The 18425-nt window shown below is 59.4% G+C and carries 20 protein-coding genes, 4 pseudogenes and 1 riboswitch; of the genes and pseudogenes, 9 read left to right on the top strand and 15 right to left on the bottom strand.

What is annotated here, in order from left to right:
• Positions 1-840: 840 nt before the first annotated feature.
• Entirely contained in the window at positions 841-1368 is a 528-nt protein-coding gene (locus J3R84_RS23935; protein ID WP_203530017.1) for an SMI1/KNR4 family protein, read from the bottom strand.
• 274 nt (positions 1369-1642) lie between these two features.
• Here J3R84_RS23935 and J3R84_RS23930 point away from each other — a divergent pair, with 274 nt between their 5' ends.
• From J3R84_RS23930 to J3R84_RS23895, 9 genes and pseudogenes are all read left to right on the top strand, one after another.
• Positions 1643-1888 (top strand): RrF2 family transcriptional regulator, encoded by a 246-nt coding sequence (locus tag J3R84_RS23930; protein ID WP_203530016.1) that lies wholly within the window; start codon positions 1643-1645, stop codon positions 1886-1888.
• Between the two features lie 298 nt (positions 1889-2186).
• Positions 2187-2657 carry an IS66-like element accessory protein TnpA gene (gene tnpA / locus J3R84_RS23925; RefSeq protein ID WP_203530015.1) on the top strand — a complete coding sequence of 157 codons (471 nt, stop codon included), beginning with the start codon at positions 2187-2189 and terminating at the stop codon, positions 2655-2657.
• The gene (tnpB, locus tag J3R84_RS23920) at positions 2654-3010 is read left to right on the top strand and encodes an IS66 family insertion sequence element accessory protein TnpB (protein ID WP_113563563.1); all 357 of its coding nucleotides are present in this window, start codon (positions 2654-2656) and stop codon (positions 3008-3010) included. The genes tnpA and tnpB overlap by 4 nt, the downstream gene beginning before the upstream one ends.
• 48 nt (positions 3011-3058) lie before the next feature.
• Positions 3059-3916: an IS66 family transposase gene (gene tnpC / locus J3R84_RS39065; RefSeq protein WP_435526093.1), complete on the top strand. Its 858-nt coding sequence runs from the start codon at positions 3059-3061 to the stop codon at positions 3914-3916.
• Positions 3864-4375 (top strand): annotated as a pseudogene (locus J3R84_RS39060) (IS66 family transposase); the annotation flags it as partial. The gene tnpC and the pseudogene J3R84_RS39060, both read left to right, overlap by 53 nt.
• Positions 4373-4627, top strand: a complete 255-nt coding sequence (locus J3R84_RS39055) for a transposase domain-containing protein (RefSeq protein WP_435526094.1) — start codon at positions 4373-4375, stop codon at positions 4625-4627. The pseudogene J3R84_RS39060 and the gene J3R84_RS39055, both read left to right, overlap by 3 nt.
• On the top strand, positions 4624-5187 hold the full coding sequence (locus J3R84_RS23905) for a UPF0149 family protein (protein WP_207932853.1): 564 nt from the start codon (positions 4624-4626) through the stop codon (positions 5185-5187). The genes J3R84_RS39055 and J3R84_RS23905 overlap by 4 nt, the downstream gene beginning before the upstream one ends.
• A 94-nt stretch (positions 5188-5281) precedes the next feature.
• Positions 5282-6766: an FAD-dependent oxidoreductase gene (locus tag J3R84_RS23900; protein WP_225968547.1), complete on the top strand. Its 1485-nt coding sequence runs from the start codon at positions 5282-5284 to the stop codon at positions 6764-6766.
• A 42-nt stretch (positions 6767-6808) separates the two neighbouring features.
• A pseudogene (locus J3R84_RS23895) lies at positions 6809-7029 on the top strand (transposase); the annotation flags it as partial.
• A gap of 77 nt (positions 7030-7106) precedes the next feature.
• Here the strand turns inward: J3R84_RS23895 and J3R84_RS23890 are convergent.
• From J3R84_RS23890 to J3R84_RS23830, 14 genes and pseudogenes are all read right to left on the bottom strand, one after another.
• Positions 7107-8036 carry a nucleotidyltransferase and HEPN domain-containing protein gene (locus tag J3R84_RS23890; protein ID WP_203529826.1) on the bottom strand — a complete coding sequence of 310 codons (930 nt, stop codon included), beginning with the start codon at positions 8034-8036 and terminating at the stop codon, positions 7107-7109.
• A 153-nt stretch (positions 8037-8189) separates the two neighbouring features.
• Entirely contained in the window at positions 8190-9191 is a 1002-nt protein-coding gene (locus J3R84_RS23885; RefSeq protein ID WP_203529825.1) for a TRAP transporter substrate-binding protein, read from the bottom strand.
• Between the two features lie 20 nt (positions 9192-9211).
• Positions 9212-9897, bottom strand: a pseudogene (locus tag J3R84_RS23880) (TRAP transporter large permease subunit).
• Positions 9845-10258: a TRAP transporter large permease subunit gene (locus tag J3R84_RS38525; protein ID WP_203529823.1), complete on the bottom strand. Its 414-nt coding sequence runs from the start codon at positions 10256-10258 to the stop codon at positions 9845-9847. Before J3R84_RS38525 ends, J3R84_RS23880 begins: the two are co-directional and overlap by 53 nt.
• On the bottom strand, positions 10165-10731 hold the full coding sequence (locus J3R84_RS23875; protein ID WP_203529822.1) for a hypothetical protein: 567 nt from the start codon (positions 10729-10731) through the stop codon (positions 10165-10167). The genes J3R84_RS38525 and J3R84_RS23875 overlap by 94 nt, the downstream gene beginning before the upstream one ends.
• A gap of 357 nt (positions 10732-11088) precedes the next feature.
• Positions 11089-11898 (bottom strand): bifunctional hydroxymethylpyrimidine kinase/phosphomethylpyrimidine kinase, encoded by an 810-nt coding sequence (thiD, locus tag J3R84_RS23870; protein ID WP_203529821.1) that lies wholly within the window; start codon positions 11896-11898, stop codon positions 11089-11091.
• Positions 11895-12557, bottom strand: coding sequence for a thiamine phosphate synthase (gene thiE, locus J3R84_RS23865; protein WP_203529820.1), 663 nt, complete (start codon positions 12555-12557; stop codon positions 11895-11897). The genes thiD and thiE overlap by 4 nt, the downstream gene beginning before the upstream one ends.
• Positions 12544-13284, bottom strand: a complete 741-nt coding sequence (locus tag J3R84_RS23860; protein ID WP_203529819.1) for a hydroxyethylthiazole kinase — start codon at positions 13282-13284, stop codon at positions 12544-12546. The genes thiE and J3R84_RS23860 overlap by 14 nt, the downstream gene beginning before the upstream one ends.
• Entirely contained in the window at positions 13281-14225 is a 945-nt protein-coding gene (locus tag J3R84_RS23855; RefSeq protein WP_203529830.1) for an ABC transporter substrate-binding protein, read from the bottom strand. The genes J3R84_RS23860 and J3R84_RS23855 overlap by 4 nt, the downstream gene beginning before the upstream one ends.
• 37 nt (positions 14226-14262) lie before the next feature.
• On the bottom strand, positions 14263-15006 hold the full coding sequence (locus J3R84_RS23850) for an ABC transporter permease (protein ID WP_203529818.1): 744 nt from the start codon (positions 15004-15006) through the stop codon (positions 14263-14265).
• A gap of 141 nt (positions 15007-15147) precedes the next feature.
• Positions 15148-15249, bottom strand: a riboswitch (TPP riboswitch).
• Positions 15250-15815: 566 nt separating this feature from the next.
• Positions 15816-16044 (bottom strand): annotated as a pseudogene (locus tag J3R84_RS23845) (IS66 family transposase); the annotation flags it as partial.
• Positions 16045-16524: 480 nt separating this feature from the next.
• Positions 16525-17364 (bottom strand): class I SAM-dependent methyltransferase, encoded by an 840-nt coding sequence (locus J3R84_RS23840; protein ID WP_203529817.1) that lies wholly within the window; start codon positions 17362-17364, stop codon positions 16525-16527.
• Between the two features lie 253 nt (positions 17365-17617).
• Positions 17618-17929: a hypothetical protein gene (locus J3R84_RS23835; RefSeq protein WP_203529816.1), complete on the bottom strand. Its 312-nt coding sequence runs from the start codon at positions 17927-17929 to the stop codon at positions 17618-17620.
• A 170-nt stretch (positions 17930-18099) separates the two neighbouring features.
• Positions 18100-18375, bottom strand: a complete 276-nt coding sequence (locus tag J3R84_RS23830; protein WP_203529815.1) for a glycoside hydrolase family protein — start codon at positions 18373-18375, stop codon at positions 18100-18102.
• Between the last annotated feature and the right edge of the window lie 50 nt (positions 18376-18425).

The raw sequence follows: 18425 nt of genomic DNA, 5'->3' as shown, positions 1-18425 counted from the left end.
ACGTAAGATTGGTGATTGTTCAATCATGTTTTTTGTACTAGGGGCTGCAGCAACATCCCACGCGCAGTGAACGAAGCGATATATGCCCAAGTACGATAGAGAATTGCTGCTGATTGTCTTCACGACGGTCGGTGCTTTAGCGGTTGTCGCTGGCGCTCTGTTGCTAATTTCTCTCTCAACGCCAGGCGTTTGAATCCTCTGAATTTGCAACAACAGCTGGCGGCGGTCTCCACTAGAATTTTGCCTTTCAATGTGCTTTGACGCGGCATGGAATTTAGTTGGCAGTACATCCACAACAACTACGACTGGCTGGGACATATCGTCGAAGCCGTTTGCATCGCCACGGTGGTTACAGTGCTGGGGTCTGCGTTTTCAAACGAAGAGATGCTGCGATCATCGGCTTGGCGTTTGCTGCAGGGCACTTTCACGGTCGTGAGAAACGCGACTTTGAAATGAGTGTCCACATGCCACCGCCACATTTGGACGCCTATAAGTTTTGGCTTTGGAGTTGGGACCAAAGCACCGATTTCTGGCCGGTCGCGGCTGTCGTATTCGCGCTGCTTCTGCTGATTATCAAGAGCAAAAGCGGCCAACAAAAGTAGAACTAAAGCTCTCGGGTATGCGGTATAAGAATGCCTCCCCTCCAACCTGCACCTTGGGCTATCGAAGGAAGAAGACGCCGATCTGCGAGTTGCCGATGTGGAAGGTTCATCGGGACGGTTGCCGTCGCCCGCTTCGGTCTTGCGTAGCAAGTGCCACCGATGAGGCTGATGGACCGAAGCGGCCGTGCCACCGCTATCGATTTGCTGCAGCTTGCAATACCCTGAGAAGGGTTTGGACTTAGTTCACACACACGGTGTTTGCCACAAAAGATAAAAAGTCGTCAGCCTCCGGCTCGAATGTGGGACCAGCCATGTCGAGACAATAGACCCCCTCGCCGAGAGAGGGGCAAAGGCAGTACCTCCAAGAGGCACCGCTGTCCGCAATAGCGACCGCATCGGCGGGGATAGGATGCCCTTCGGGACGTGGGCCTGACAGTGCACGGTAGGAGGCAGACTGGTAAAGCTGAAAGGAGGGATGCTGTTCGACGGAGGACGCGGGCTCGGGCTCGTAGATATAGAAATCTCGCGTAGTTGAGCCCACCCCAACCGCACGAATGAACTCAAAGTATTGTTTGGAAATGCTGGGGTGGCGCGTTGCGATCCTCACAGCGACGATTTCAGACACCGGCTGCAGCGACGACAATTCATTTGCGCGATCTAAGTCGAGCAACTGCGTGATTTCACTCATCATAGGGTTTTCAACCAGCCGCACTTTGCAGCCTCGGCGCCAGACAATCACGTGATGGCCGACACCTTGCTTGGACAAGATCCCTTACCCATTGTGCCATAGACAATGTTGCCGTCGTCGTGATGCGTGACCAAGCCCTCGGAAAACTTTTGAAGACCAACGCAAAGAGCCCTTCCATGATCGGCTGGCACCGCAGGACCCTGAAGACGGCAGATGCGCCTCCTCCCTCCATCCCATTCCACTTCTGCCTCTTACACGTGTCATAACGGTCTTTCAGGCCATAGGCTGATTTCACACGGATTGTATCAGTCTATGGGCTGTTAGCGGCACTTTGCAGTTCAGGCTATAGGATGTGCTGACGCTCGGGCGTCGTCCGGAAGACATCCGCATTGGTGACGTGATCCAGCTGACCGAGCCGGACTTCGCCCGGGTCGAATGCTTTGCCACCGGCAACCAGTGCACGATCACGCGTTGCTGCAAGCTTTCCGACATGCTGAGCGACGCGCTGTCGTCGTTCCAGAACACGCTCGATCGTTACACGCTTGCCGACATTGCACTGACGCGCCAGGATTTCCTGGGTGATACGTCCCGGGCTTAGCGACTGCCCCCGGCGCGGGAACGATTACGCTTTTCTCCGATTAGGCATTATCGCAAAAATTGCACGCAACTGCAGGTCAAATTCACTTGCCTGGGAGCCGGAATGGCGGACAATCCCGGAGGGGTTGCCTGTTGGGTAGGTAAGCCCAGCGTCGCAGTGGACGATACCGGCAGCTGCCCTTCGACGGAGGAGAAGATGGCCGCTAACCATTCAGACCGTGAGCGCTACGAACAGCCCACCTTTCCTTTTGTGATCGAGGCCGCGAGATAAGCTCCTTCACCGATAGGAGCGGAACAGGATGGTTGGAGATCGCGCTGATGCCATGCTTGAAGTCATGGATGAAGACATGCATGAAGCCAGGCATGAGGGAAAATACCGTCGGATCGAGGTGATCACCGGTCGTCGCCAGCGGCGGAATTGGACTGACGAGGAGAAGGCGCGCATCCTTGCGGAAAGCGCGGAACCTGATGTGAACATCTCGGCCGTTGCTCGGCGCTGGGGCGTCAATCGCGGCTTGTTGAATGTTTGGCGTCGGGAGGCTGGGCTGACCACTCGTCCCTCGGCCAAGGTCTGCGCGCAGCAGGCGATGTTCGTGCCGGTAACGGTGGTCGGCGATCAAGCGGCCCACCAGGGCTCTCAATCGGATGCCGCCCACTTCGCCGCAGGTCGGATTGAGATCGAGATTGCTGGCGCGCGCATGACCGTGATCGGTACGGTGGCGCCCGAGTTGGCGCAAGCGATCGTGGCGGCGTTGCGGGGTCGCCGGTGATCGGACTTTCCCCTGGTGGAGTGAAGATCATGGTTGCGACGCAGCCTGTCGACTTCCGGCGCGGCATGAATGGCCTGGTGGCATTGGTGGCATCGGCGCTTGCGGCTGATCCGTATTGCGGCGACGTGTTCGTGTTCCGCGCCAAGCGTCTCGATCGACTTCGCTGCATTTATTGGGATGGATCCGGCATGATCCTGGCGACGAAGTGGCTTGAGGCGGGCAAGTTTGTTTGGCCGCCGATCCGCGGTGGCGCCATGCAGATGACGCGCGAAGAGTTCTCGCTTCTGCTGGCCGGCATTGACTGGACAAGGGTGAAGCAGAACCCGGTAAAACGCCCCTTGAAAGCAGGTTGATCCTATTGGTTTTGCTTGATGATTCCGGCCTTCGTGGTAGGATCCGTCATGCCGCTTCGACACAATCCCTTGCCCCAGGACGCTGCGCGATTGACCCGGATCATTCTCTCGCTCAACGAAGAGAATGCCGACCTTAAGGCGCGCGTGGCCTTCCTTGAGGGCCAGCTTTTTGGGACGAAATCGGAGAAGATGACGACCATCGATCCGACGCAGGCGATCCTTGACCTTGGCGATCTGAGCGACATTCCCGTTGCTGCCAATGACGATGTCGCGCCGGTCGGTGAATACAAAACGCAAGCACGGCGATCGCCAGCTCGCAACATCGGCCACTTGCCCAAGCACCTTCCGCGTTATGACGAGGTCATCGAGCCGGAGAGCAAGGTCTGCCCGTGCTGCTCGTTCGAGCTTCATTGCATCGGCACGGATGTCAGCGAGGCGCTCGACATCGTGCCTGCCGTTGTCCGGGTGAAACGGACGACCCGGCCACGCTATGCCTGCCGGGCATGCGAGAATGCCATTGTCCAAGCGCCCGCACCAGCACGCGTGATGGATGGCGGCATGGTGACCACGGCATTCGCAGCTCATATCGCGGTTTCGAAGTTCGCCTGGCATCTCCCGCTCCATCGCCAGGCGCAGATGATGGCCTCCTGCGGCGTGACCATTGATCGAGGCACGCTCGGCGCCTGGGTCACGCGGGTCGCCTGGTGGCTCGAGCTTCTCTACGATGCGCTCACCGCCTTCATCCGCTCGCAGCCGAGGGTGTTCTGTGATGAGACGCCGCTTCCGCGGCTCGATCCGGGGCGCAAACGAACCAAGGTCTGCCAGTTATGGGCGCAAGCGTCGACGATCGCCCATGGAATGGTCCGGCGCGCCGGCGGTGGCCTACACTTTTGCCGAAAGCCGTAGCGCTCGCGAGGTCGAGGGGCAACTGTCGTCGTTTGCCGGCGTGCTTCAGGTAGACGGGTACCAAGCCTATAAAACCATGGTCAAGCGTCGTGGAAAGAGCAATGTCGCCCATGCGACTGGCCTTCTGTCTGCCCATGCACGACGCAAGTTCGTCGATGTCGTCAAACTGACCGGCTCTTCGGAGGCTTTGTCGATCCTCGCCAGGATCGCCGAAATCTATCGCATCGAAGCGGACTTGCGCGGGGAAAATGCCGATACCCGGCTTATCGTCAGGCGTCGCGATACGCTCCCGTCATGAAAGTGCTGAAGGCCAAGCTCACGGAATTGAGCAACGAGGTGTCGGCGAAGTCGGCGCTTGGCAAGGCGGTCTCCTACACACTCAACCACTGGGGCGGGCTGACTGCCTTCCTCGATGATGGCCGCGTCGAGGTAGACTCCAATGTAGTCGAGCGTTCGATGAAGTCGGTGGCTCTGACGAGAAAGAACTCGCTGTTCGTAGGCAGTCCCGGCGGCGGCAAGACCTTCGCGGTCATCGCATCCCTCGTCAACAGCTGTAAATTGAATGGCGTGGATCCCGAGGTCTGGCTTGCCGATGTGCTGGAGCGGATCATCTCCTGCAAAGTGACAGCCAACGAGATGGAAAGTCTCCTGCCTTGGACCTGGAAGGCTGAGCGTGAAGCGATGACACACCAGGAGCGACGGGCGGCATGACACAGAACAGTCAGCAGACGACCGAACGACCAAAGCTCGGCGACGAGGCGTTCGAAGCTTTTATCAGGGGACGTCGTCCGGCATCGCCAGTTTGGTCCATGAGCGGTCTCGATGGCTACCTTGCGGCGCTCATCATCGGTCCCAAGTTCATCGACCCACGCCAATGGATCCCGGAGTTGACCGGTCCGGATGCCCTGAACCTGCCGATGGAAACAACCGAACATCAAGCCGTGCAGACGATCGTTGCAGAGTATAACCGCATCTCGGCAAGCCTTTCCGAAACACCGAAAGACCACCGGCCCAGGTTCACCAGGATCGATGATCAGACCTTTGATATCTTCGATTGGGACCTCTGCTTTCTGCTGGGAAGAGGATACGCGCCTAAGCTTTGGAGGCCCGTCCTTCGAGGTCATGCCGTCACCGGGGATATCATCGCACCCATCCGCAAGCTGGGCGAGGCAAAACGGAAAGCGACAAGCCAAGATGCTGCTGACGTCGCCGGGGCACTCGTCAGTATCCGAACCTACTTTATGCCGAAGCGGGCAAAGCAGAAGTTCTGACCGAGCGCCAGAAACCTATTCCGTCAATCACAAAAGCCGTGGGCCATTCGTTGCGCTCACTTCAGACCCGACCAGACCCGACCTCGCCCTCGGCATTGCGCTCACCGATCTTCCCGATGGCGGCAAGCTGGTCGGTCATCGCGATGGTGAGCCGGTCCTTCTTTTGCGCCGCGGATCCGAGATATTCGCGATAGCCGCCAACTGCTCGCATTACGGTGGGCCGCTGGCCGATGGCCTCGTCGCCGACGACACCGTCCGCTGCCCCTGGCATCACGCTTGCTTTGACCTGCGCACCGGAGAGGCCCTGCGTGCTCCGGCGTTATCGCCGCTCGCATGCTGGTCGGTTGAACAGCGCGGCGACAAAGTAATCGTTGGCGAGAAGCGCAAGAAGCAGACGCCTGTCCCACGCGAAGGCGATGCCGGGGCGGCTCCCGAAAAGGTCGTCATCGTCGGTGGCGGCGCCGCCGGCTTTGCCGCCGCCGAGAGGCTGCGGCGCGAACAATTTCAGGGCGCCATCGTCATGATCAGCGATGACGAGGCGCTGCCCGTCGACCGCCCTAACCTTTCGAAGGACTATCTCGCCGGTAAGGCTCCGGAGGACTGGATCCCGCTGCGCAAGGAGGGCTTCTATGCCAAGAACGGCATCGACTTGCGCCTCGGCACCAGGGTTGCCGGCATCGATGTACGCGCCAGCGAAATCTTGCTCGCCGATGGGGCTCGGGTCGCCTTCGACAGACTGTTGCTGGCAACGGGCGCCGAACCGGTTCGCCTTGCCATCCCCGGAGCCGATCAGCCTCATGTCCACACGCTGCGCTCGCTTGCCGATAGTCGGAAGATCATCGCGCAAACCGGCATTGCAGGCAGCGCCGTCGTCCTGGGCGCCAGCTTCATCGGCCTCGAAGTTGCCGCCACCCTTCGGACCCGCGGCCTCCAGGTGCATGTGGTGGCGCCCGACGAACGGCCGATGGAACGGATATTATGGCCGCAGATCGGCGATTTCATCCGCGCCCTACATGAGGAAAATGGCGTCATGTTCCACCTTGGGGATACCGTGACGAGCATCGGTGCAACGGAGATCCAGCTGAGCAGCGGCGGCATCCTGGCCGCAGACATGGTCGTCGCCGGCATTGGCGTGCGGCCGCGGGTCGCTCTCGCCGAATCGGCCGGGATCGCCACCGATCGGGGCGTTTTGGTCGATGCATATCTTGAGACCAGCGTGCCGGGCATATATGCGGCCGGCGATATCGCCCGGTGGCCCGATCCCCACAGTGGCGAGAACATCAGGGTGGAGCACTGGGTGGTGGCGCAGCGGCAAGGTGCGGCCGCCGCAATCAACATGCTCGGACGCCGGAAGAAGTTCACCGATGTGCCGTTCTTTTGGAGCCAACATTACGACGTTCCGATCAACTATGTCGGCCATGCCGAGGGATGGGACGAGATCGAGGTCGAGGGCGACATTCCCGCCAGGGACTGTCGCCTGCGCTTCAGGCGCGGAGGCCGTGTGCTGGCGGTCGCCACGATCTTCCGCGACACCGAGAGCCTCGAGGCAGAGCTGGCGATGGAGCAGGGCGAGGCCTAGTCGGGACGAATTATGATCTAAGATCCGGCCCTCTCTTCCTGGACGAGACCAGCTCAGCGCGGCGTCAAGCTCCTCTTTTCCGATGCGCAGAAAGGGCTCAAGGCGGCCGTCACCAAGGTTCTGTGCGCGCCATGGTAAAGGGCCGGATGCATTTCATGCGCAATGTGCTGACACATGCCGGCAAGCCCGGCCGCCGTGTCATCTCTAGCTTCATCGCTACCACCTTCGCCCAGGAGACGCCGCATGCCGCGAGCACACAATGGTGCAACCCGGATCCGTTGGCGCCCATCACAGAAACTGATGCATGATCAAGATACCGCCAGACACCTGGTATCGTGCTTTATTCGCTTGGTTCTTTGGGGCTTCCAGTTTCTGATTTGAGAGATTCAAGGTGGATGCGGCAGGCATTTTCGACGAGATCGATGAGTGCCTCGGTCCGGCTCAGTAGCCATAACAGTGCTTCCTCTTTGATCTCAAAGTGCCGGGAATAACGCGCTTTTACATAGGCTTCGTTGACAATGTTAAACCACGCAGCGAAGCGCTGCTGATCGCGCGGCCAGATCACCGCCAGCTCGCGATGCTGCTCTTCGGCGCGACCACGTAGGAAATTCAGGTTATGGGATGCTGGGCTGTAGTTTGTCAGTACCAGAAGAAGCGTGGCGTAGGCTTGTTCGATCGATTGGTGCAGTTCAAATGCAGCTAAGCTTAGATTGCCGGCACTCGCGTAGAATCGTGCGCCCTTGGAAAAATCACGCGCATAAGGGAAGCGGCTGTCGAAGTGTTCTTTCCCCACACGATAAGCCTGGGTCAGCGTCAGGGGCTTTGGCTCCGCGAGTGGCTCATCGTCTATTTCATACAGTACGACGCCATCGCGCCGAATATCGACAAAGAAATAGCGACCATCATAAAGCGCGGTATTCACTTCACGGCGCGAGTGGACAATCAAACTAGTGGGTGTTTCAATTCCGGAGTGACGCAGCAAGCGGTCCTGTGCCTTCGACCAATAGCGCGCGAAGTCAGTCAGCTTGCTGTTGTTCACAACGACCAGGATATCGTAGTCCGAGCGATAGCCTTTCGTGGTATGCGGCTCATCCACCCAGTTTCCGCGTGCGTAGGAGCCGAACAGAATTACCTTCAGTATTCGACCACGTTTTTTGAAGTCGGCAGTACCGTCCTTTAGCGCATCTTCGAACTCCTCGTGCAACACTTCGACAACGCGCGCGAGCTCACGCTGCTTACGCTCAGGGAGATGAGCAATACTCGACTTCATCGGCGCGTGACCATGTTGTGGGCCCTGCATTCGTCAACTTGTGGCATATGATTCGCGGCAATGTAGACCGAAGCTAGGGCAATGAGAACCCTAGCGATATTATGAAACTGACTAGAAGATTTCGGCTTTAGCGCTTTGCCAGCAGATGCCGCCCTAACCCATTACCCGCACAGCCTCGATCGCCTCCATGCCGCCGACCTTGTCGGCGTATGCAGCCCAAACCTTTCGTGCGCCCGCGACCCATTCTTCGCGATCTTCGGCGGCTAGGAAGCGCGCACCCGCCGTTTTCGCTACCTCGCCCGAGGCCGCCTCATCGGCGACGATCAATGTGTTGAAATGCCGTGCGCCTTCTATGGCTGCATCCCGGAAGACGTCCTGCTCTTCGGCCGTCAGGCCGTTCCAGAAGGGTTTGGCAAAAATGATCGCGCCCGATGCCCAGATGTGACCGGTCTCGATCACATCTGGCACGACCTCGTAGAGCCTGAAGCCGGCATAGGCCGACTTCGTCAGGTCCATCGCGTCAACGACACCGGTTGCGAGCGCGTTGTAGGTCTCGGTGATCGGCAGGCCGACGGGGACGGCGCCGAAACTCTCCCACAGCGTCGCATGCAGCGGGCTCTGAATGACGCGCAATCTCTTTCCCGCCACGTCGCCGGGACGCGTCAGCGGTTCCTTGGCAAGCAGATGCCGTGCACCGTAGTTGACATAATCTCCAACAATGAAACCCTCCCCTTCGAGCTTCGCCTTTAGCGCGTCTCCGGGCTTGGAAGCGACCGTCGCGCGGACATGGTCGGCATCGCGGAAGAGAAACGGCATATCGAAGAGCTGGCTCTCCGGCGCCCAGGCAGACAGGGCCGAAACGGTGGAGAGGCTCCCCTGAATGGCACCCAGCCGCAGACCTTCGTTGACATCTTTCTCGCCGCCGAGTGCTGCATTCGGCACGATGTTGAAGGCAAATCGTCCCGGAAGCTTGGCTTCGACGAAATCGCGTATCTTGAGCCAAACCTTGGTCTCCGGCTTGTTTTGACCCAGCAGCGACGCGATGAGCACGGGGCGGGCGGCCAATGCCCGGCCGGTCAAAGCCGGAGCGGCGAGCACTGCAGCGCCGGTGGCAAGCAGGCCCAGGTTGAACTCACGGCGATTGAGGCGAAGCATATCCATCCCTCCCTTGGGGTTCAAAAACAGGCGACCAGCGCCGCAGAAAAACTGAGGAGTGCCAGCGCCGACAGCAGCGCGAGCAGATAGGGCCGCGATGCGGCAAACAGTTCCACAACGGGGACACCGGAAGCGTTGCCGACGGTCTGCACGACGATGCCCACGGGTGGCGTCAAACCGCCGATCATCAGATTGACGACGAGGATGACGCCGAAATGAATGGGGTCGATACCGGCCGAGACGGCGACCGGCAGGGTGAGCGGTGCAAGCAACAGAATCGCCGCACCGATATCGAGGAACAGTTCAACGCCCAGCAGTAAAACATTGAGCGCGGCAATCACCATAAACGGGTTGGATTCGATCCAAGCCGCTGCCGACGACAACTGAGCGGCCACGCCATCAACGGCAATTAGGAACGCGAAGGGCGCGGCCGAACCGATCAACAACAAGATTGCTGCGGTTCGCGCGCCGATTGCCGGAAGGCAGCTCCAATCTCTTGAATCGTCGTTCGCTTCAAGATGGCCGCGACCAAGGAATAGGAGGCCGCAAGTGCAGCAGCCTCGGTTGGCGCCACCACACCAGCGCGAATGCCGGCAACGACAATGACACCAAGACCGAAGGCGGGCAGAGCTCGAACGCCAAATCGTCGGCACTCACCGGCGTATACCCTGTCGGCGCTCGCAGTCGTCGCGCCGTTGAAATGGATGGCAACGGCAAGCGTTGCCGCCGTGACCAGGCCTGCGACAAAGCCCCCCGGCCAGCAGCTTGCCGGTCGATAGATCCACGGCAGCGGCAAGGATCAGAAAGGCGATCGATGGCGGGATGATGTTGTCGAGCACCGAGACGGCAGCGATCAGCGCCCCTGCGCGCTCAGGCGGCGTGCCACGCGCCGTCAGCTGCGGCATGAAAGCGGCGGTGCCGAACGCCGCTTTGGCGATCGACGATCCGGAGGCACCGGAAAAAAGCACGCCGCTCAGCAGCACCGTTTGTCCGAGCCCGGCGCGACGATGGCCGACAAGGGCGGCGGCGAACCGAACCAGTCGCTCGCAATCCCGGACGCGGTCCAAAGCGCGCCTGCGGGCAGAAAGAATGGAATAGAGGTCAGCAGATAACGCGACATGCCGGACAAAGTGGCCGCCGCCATCGCCTCCTCCGGCATCGGCGCGCCGAAAGCGACAGCGACATAGGCCGCAGCGATAAAGGCATGAGGGAGCGGCGTTCCCGCGAAAATTGCCGCAAGTGCAAGACAGCAAAGGATGACGCTGGGCGATGCCAGGCTCAAGATCGGCGCGGCGCCGACCGCCCAATGCGCTCCGGCGGCAACCACCAGCATCGAAACGAATGCGAGAAAGCGGCGCTCTGCGAGGTGGTGGAGCAGAACCGCAACAATCGCCAGCACGCCCCCGGCGCTCAGCACCGCCGGACGCAGCCCTTCGGAAAGGCCGAGCGACGGCGAAACGCCGCCAAGATTGAGCGCCGCTCTACGGCTGCCCGACATCAGGATGATACAAGCAAGCAGAATGATGGTGCCGGAGAACAATGCACGCAGATCCCGAAGTGCGATGTGCCTTGGCCAGAGCCACGATTCGGCGTTGCCACTCCCAACGAACTGCGACGAGCGGCGTAAAACTTGCGCATTGTCGTGGCCATGACCAGACGCCAGTCCTCCGTCAAACAGATCGATCGTAATCCCCTAGCGGTCGAGGCAATCGGCAACCCGATCGAGACAAGTGCCACCAGCAACCAGCTCGCCGCTTCCTCTGCCCCGGTAAATCCACTTGCCGCCGCATATCGGAGAACAACTGTGAGCGTGATGGTGACGAGCAGGAGCGCAAGCAGAAACGCTCCGGCAAGCTCTGGCGTTCGCTCCAGTTGCAGCGAAAACGCCTGCGCCGCGCTAGCGAACATCGGGCTGCCACCAGCGATGAAAGTGGTGGACTGGTCCCCGTCCCTGCCCGACTTTGAGATCGCCGGCGGCAACGATGGCACCGTGTAGATAATCCTTGGCGGCAATGACGGCGTCTGCGAGTGACATTCCGCCTGCAAGCCCGGCAGCGATCGCCGCCGACAGCGTGCATCCCGTGCCGTGATCATTCGTCGTTTCGATGCGCGACGCCGTCAATCGGACGGGGTCTCCTCCGTCGAAAAAGATATCCGTCGCCTCGGGGCCGTGCCCGTGTCCGCCCTTGATTAGCACCGAACGCGCGCCGGCCTTCAGAATAAACTCGGCCTGGCGGCCCATCTCGGCCTCGTCCGTCGCGATCGCGCGCCCGGTCAGCAATGCCGCCTCCGGCAGGTTGGGCGTGGCGATCAGCGCCAGAGGCAGCAGTTGGTCGCTCAACGCAGCAATTGCATCTGCGCGTAGCAGCGCGTCGCCAGATGTGGCGACCATCACAGGATCGAGCACGGCCATCTTGCCGTATCGGCGGAGTCCGTCGGCTATGATCGCGATCGTCTCGCCGCAGGACACCATGCCGATCTTTACCGCGCCAATGGCGAGATCCGAAAACACCGCATCGATCTGTGCTTCGACAATTGCCGGCGAGATATCCTCGACCACCGTGACACCCCTGGTGTTCTGCGCCGTGATCGCGGTGATAACGCTCGCGCCATAGGCGCCGAGAGCCGAAAAGGTCTTGAGGTCTGCCTGGATGCCCGCCCCGCCACCGGAATCCGAGCCCGCAATGGTGACAGCAATGGCGGTCATCGCGAAGACTCCGCCAGAGCCTTCTCGACACAAGCGCGCAACTCGCGCGTGGCCGCCGCTGGATCCACAGCGGCGAAGATTGTGGAGATGACTGCAACACCATCGGCTCCGGCGGCAATGACCTCCGCGGCGCGCTGCGCACTGATGCCGGCAATGGCGCCGACCGGCAGGTCCGGCTTGGCCGCCAGAAACGTGGCACGAAGTGTGGCGAACCCTTCGAGGCCAACAGGCGGATCGGGGTTGTGCTTCGACAGCGTCTCATAGACCCCGCCGATGCAAGCATAGTCGATCGGCGAGGCAATCGCCGTCTCAGCGTCCGCTTCGTTCTTGACCGTCAGACCGATAATCGCGGTATCGCCCATGATCGAGCGCGCCGTTGCCGCATCCATATCGTCCCGGCCGAGATGAACACCATCAGCACCGGCTGCGAACGCCACATCGATGCGGTCATTGACGACGAAGGGCACACCGGTGACTGCAAGAGCAGCGGCGATCGCCCGCGCCTGTTCGATCATTTCCCGTGTCGAGCTCGTCTTGTCGCGATACTGGATCAGCGTCGCACCATTGAGCGCGGCGATGCGTGCCAGATCAGCCAAACTCGCCTTGTCGCCAAGGCGGGCATCGACGAGGGCATTGAGGCGATAATCAACTTTCGGCATGGGAAATCCTGGCATTGACAATGATATCTTCGGGGCGCAGCGCTGCGAGCGCATCACGGAAGAGAGCTTCGAAGGTACCGGGCCCACTCGAACGCTCCCCAGCGATTTCGGCGGCGATGCCGCTCGTCAGCAGTGCACCCGTGGCGGCCTTCAGGCGATCCGGCTCGACCGCCATGAAAGCTGCGATCAAGGCGCCGGAGAGGCACCCGGTACCCGTGACCTGCGCCATGAGGGGGTGGCCGTTCTCAACCCGGATCGTATGTAGATCCAGTGTGAGTTCATCGACTGCCCCGGTCTTGATCCTCAGCGCGCCATTGGCGTTACCGACGATATCCATCTCGCTTGCGTTGCCGCGAACAACGGAAGGGCCAGCTGCGATGAGTTCCCGGGCGAAGACAAGCCGCGAAGGCGAATAGTCGCAATGCACGGGATCGACGATCCACGGCTTGTCGGCATCGCGCGCAACCGCCGCTGCCAAACGGATCGCCCTCCGGCGCTCTTCATCAAGCGTACCGAGATTGACGACGAGCGCATCGGCTCGCTGGGCAAAAGCCTCGACCTCTTCCAGGGCCGATGTCATCGAGGGGATCGCACCCAGAGCTGCCAGTCCATCGGCTACGAACTTCTGCACCACCGTGTTCATCAGGCAATGCACGCGGGGGCGGCGCTGCCGCACAAGCGCCAGCGATGCGGCAACACTTTCGACGAAGTCCGATGTACCCGTCATCGGATTTCCACCGCGATATCGTCGACATCAGGTGCCTTGCCGATCAAACCGCTTTCGGCAAGAAAAGCGCCAAACCGCTCGTAGCGGCCACGGTCGAGCGCCGCCGGCCTTTTGGCGAATCGCGGCAGCGTGTCCGTGAATGCACTGCGGTTGAGTTCGTCATCGAGGTTCGGATAAGCCTTGACGAACAGCTTCCAGGCTTCAGTCGGATGATTGGTGAGGAAAATCGCACCCTGCTCCACCGCGACCAGGAAGGGCCGCAAGCGCTTGTCGGCAACCTTTGCCTTGTCGGAAACGAAGACGAGCTCGTCATAAACAGGCACGCCATGCTCTTCTGGGAAGAAGGAACGGCCCGCATGCCCCTCGAGCCGCATCTGCGTCAGTTCAAAATTCCGGAAGCCGCCGATCGTTGCATCGACCTTACCGGCGATCAGGGACGGAGACAGGGCGAAGTTGACGTTGACGAGTTCGACGTCCTCCTTCTTGAGACCGGCCGAGGCAAGCATTCGGCCGAGCATTGCATCCTCGAAACCGGAGACGGAAAAGCCGATCTTCTTGCCCTTCAAGTCGGCAAGGCTTCTGATCGGACCGTCGTCAAGGACAGTGACCGTGTTGAGCGGCGTCTCGACCAGGGTGCCAATGCGAACCAGAGGCAGGCCTGCAGCATGGTCAAGGTACAGGTTTGGCTGATAGTGCACGCCGATATCAGCCTGCCCCGCAGCGACGAGACGCGGCACGCTTGAAGGGTCTGCCGGTGGCACGAGCTCAACATCGAGCCCCGCCTTTTCGAACAGGCCGAGCTCCTTGGCGACGACGATCGGCGCATGGTCGGGATTGACAAACCACTCCAGCATCACTGTCAGTTTTTCAGCGGCAGTTGCTGAGCCAGCTGCAAAGACCACGCCGAGTGCGAGGCTGGCGGAAAGCAGAGATTTACGGATCATGATGTTATGAACTCTCCCAATTGATCTCAGAAATTCAGGTTTCCCGCGCCCAGTGCGCGAGTGGACGGGTTGCCTCATCGACGAGCAGCCTGAGGGCGACGGCAAGCACGGCAAGAATGGCCATCGCAGCGAAGACGACATCGGTCTGCATGCGGGCATTTGCCTGGACGATAACGAAGCCGAGGCCGGCCGAGGCGCCGACCCACTCGCCAACGACGGCGCCGAGCGGTGCCAACGGGGCAGCAACGCGGAGGCCAGTCACTAAGCCGGGCAACGCCAACGGCAATCGCACAAGCCGCAGCGCCTGCCAGTGGCTCGCCTTGGTGAGCGCGACGGCATCAAGGATCTGCGTATCTGTACGGCGCAGACCGTCCGAAAACGCAGAGACAACGGGAAAGAAAATGATGATCGCCGCCATCACGATCTTCGAAACCATGCCGAAGCCGAACCACAGCACCAGCAAAGGTGCGATGACGAAAACGGGAAAGGCCTGAAGGACGAGCACAAAAGGCCAGACGAGCTTTCCAAACCGCGGAAAAGCCGCCAGCCCGATTGCCGTCGCAACGCCGAACGCCGTGCCGAACGCGAGCCCGGCCAGCATTTCGGCGATCGTCACGAGACTCTGCTCGAGCAGAAATTCTGGCTGCCGCGCAAAGACGGCCAGTACATCCATCGGCGTTGGTAAAAGATAGCGCGGTAACGCGAACACACCCACCGCCGTCTGCCAGAGAGCAGCAAGCACAACAAGGCTGCGAACAAATGTGAACGCCAGGCGCATCGCCGGTCAGCCGACGCAGCAACCCGGACGAATTGCAAACCCGCCATTCGGCGGCAACTTGGCAAAAGACAGCATCGATCGATCTCCAGACAAAATATCACGGAGATCCAGGTGAAAGCGAAGACGCGATTAGTTTGCCGAAATCGGCTCTTTTCCCGTTCCTACGCCGGCATGACCCGGATCAGGTTCAAGGGTCCGGCTCACCGCCATCTCAGCACAAGATGTGCACCCCTCGGAATATCGTGAAAAGATGGAAGATCTTGGAATGGCTGTCAACACCCCCTCGAAAACTCTCTGTGCGACCGGTCGAATCGCCGTTTCTGTGAATGTTAGGTGCTCCTGATTCGCAACAGGGCAAAAGTCGAATTAGTTCACATAAAGTAACACTTGAGCATATTGCGATTTATTCTTGCCAAAAAGCGCGTTCACCGGCAATGTAAACTCCATTCACCAAGACAAATTTTAGTACCAACTGCCTAAACTGGGGCGTTATTTCAAATGAAAACTAAAGGAAGGAGCAATCCTCTTAGAGACACGCTTTTCGGGACATTCCACGTGACATCAGGCAGACACCCCGCTGCCGCTTTCGAACCCTCGGCCCCTCCCGCAGGGGCCCATTTTTGAGCTCGAAGACGTCGACATTGTCGGCCATAGGCGATCTCGGTGACGGCTTGCAGAACACGGCATTCTTGCGCTTAAGCGCGGCCGGCGGCACTTTCGCTGGCATTGATGAAGATCGCAGCGCGTCAAGAGACCTCTGCAGCGATCGTCAAAGACCTCTTTACTCTCTGGCAGGCGACCCTGCCGCGGGTAGATGATGCGAGCTTTTCCGAGCGCCGGCCAAATCGGGCTCGATCGAAGGCTTTCAGGATTTGCGTCAGCCGCTCGATCCGTTCATCGGCGTCCGCGCTGCGGGCCTCGAGATCATCGATCTTGTCTCTCCAAGGCCTCGACGCGGGCTGCTTTTTCGGCCATGGCAAGGACCATGGCTTTCAGAGCCTCTACGTCATCCGGGAGTTCGATATCGGGCAGCGTCATGGGCTTGATCAGAGCATATCTTGCCAAGATCCGCCCGTAGCTTCAGGCCGCTGATTCACTTCGCCGCGGCCGTTTTACCCAACAATCTCAGGAGGCCTGATCGGCGTAGACCGAACTCGTTTCCAGTCCATACCGTCCACAGAGCTAGAAGCTGGGCATGATTGAGCTGGACCTGACTGTGGCCGATCCGCCGCTCATTTGCTGTCGCAACAATGCCCCGGCGACCCGCGTGTTAAAGGCATAAGCGTTGGCGCATTGTGGAGGCATCCTAACGCGGAATCCGGACCGTCTGGCTACCTACCACCCCCCAAGCCCCCCGGAATCTCAGAGTTGTATCCCCCAGTGTCGGCGCATGCTCGACTTGGGGTGCTCGCGCCTCGGCCGCCCGGTCGACAACGCAAATTGCGCCGAGACGCTTCAGCCACTGCGCGACGTGCGTTTACGCCTGCGAACTATTGGAGCGCCCGCCTCAAAAATGGCTCAGTACAGACGCCTAAGCCAGAGCGCGCCGCCGGAATTTCGTATGAACGGCGGGAATGTCTTCAACATGTGGTCGCCGTGCAGTTGGGCCATGTAGTCATTGAAGAACATTATATGGAAACAGCTATTGAACGCGAGGAAGCTGCGTATGGAGTAAATTTCATTCCAAGAGCGGTTGTCTTCCATGATCCATTTGTAACCGTACTCAAATGGATAGAAGATATCGTGGAAATGGATGATCACACCAGGGTTTAGACGAGGCAGAATTTCTGCCAACTCGTAGGCAACGTCGCTACCGGTTTTAACAACGTGAGTGGAGTCGATGAACAATATGTCGCCCGCCTCCAGTTCTGTGAAAATCTCCATCGGAGCATCTTGCACGCCAGCTTCAATAATTCGCGCGCGGGCAATATCATTTTCGCGAAGAACATCGCGGAGAAGCTTGGGGAACGGCTCAACGAACGTGATTTGAGTTGTTAGCTCACCCTCTTCGATGGTGTCCATAGTGCACGCCGAGGACCACCCACACCCCACCTCCACCATGCGTTTTGGCTTGATGCTAAGGAGCATCGCCCGAAGCACAGTGCCATCCCCAACGCAGTACGAAGGGTTTTTATAGTGATAACGGTGAACTTTACCGGGTTCGTCTGAAAAGGTCGCCGTATTGGCGATAGGGGCGAGGACATCAGTCCACAACTTGGTCATAGCCGCGTCGTCGATCGCCACATCAGGCAATGATTTTGGCGGCATAGGCCTGGTTTTTGGGACAACGCGCCGAAGTTGTTCCGGGTCAACTATTGGCGAAAAAAAATGGCCAGGCGGATAGCAAATCTTCACCACGGAACTGCCCCTCCTAAGGATACTTTACATCACATAGCCACAAATCGTTGCGATACTCAACACGAATTGAACAATGGGATTCACGTTAAACAAGTGACGTAGAACATATCTCCAATGAAGCTCCTCCCCGAAGGCACGCCCGTACCTTCGTTAGACTTCAAATACAACTGCCACATGGCCGAAAATCCAAGCTCGTTTAAATACCAGCGATAAACATGACACGTAAATCCTGCAAAAGAATCGTTGCAGGTCCTTAAGCGGCCGTGGTCGACCCGCTCGATTGCTCCATGATCTTCACCCTATAGGTGATGCTTTCGAACTTACGCACTTCGGATTCGAGCGAGCGGAAACGCTCCTCGTTACGCGCCTCGATGGCCTTCACTTCGACCAGGCGCTCATTATGCAGGAGCTCGTGGCCCGCGCGCCAATTCTGCAACTCTTCGAGATCCCGGCTCTTCTCGACCCAGATAGCAACGCCACCCACACAAATGCCGAGCAGCGTCACCAGTTGGTTGATCGTGTTGAGGTTCCATTCAAGATTTTGAGGACGCCTTGGGAGTTCCATTAGTCCATTCTCCTGCCTCATCATGCCCCTCGTGTCGGTCTGCCGTGATAATCAACGCGCTTCGCCGTGAAGCACGCACTCCGCATTCGTCCAGACGCCCCCGGTGCAGTGGCCGACAACAGTCCCATCTATCTTTGGTTGATCCGCGGGCATCGCCCCTGGCGCGCCGACTAGGTCAATTCCGACGACCCGCCGCAGGCCGTCACGAAAAGTGCGTCAGAGCGAGCATCGACCCGCTCCTTGAACTTGGTCAGATCGCCGCGGAGAATCTCTTCGGCCTTTGCCTCGGTAATCACCATGTTCGGCTTTACAACGGGCGCGCCCGCGACGCTGGTGTGGCCGTAGCCGAACGTCCAGATCCCGCCAACATCCCGATTGGCTTTCTTCTTCAGGCCTTCCCACTGTTTGACAAGCGCAAGGCTCGCCGCGTTGATGCGTCGTGTCATGGTGGTTTCCTTTCGATGGGTAATTCTAAATACGCCCGTCGAGCGCTGTT

It is taken from the genome of Ensifer canadensis (assembly GCF_017488845.2).
In the GTDB taxonomy this organism is placed as follows: Bacteria; Pseudomonadota; Alphaproteobacteria; order Rhizobiales; family Rhizobiaceae; genus Ensifer; species Ensifer canadensis.
The sequence above is the reverse complement of the archived record's forward strand: the minus strand, read 5'-3'. Positions and strand labels throughout refer to the sequence as shown.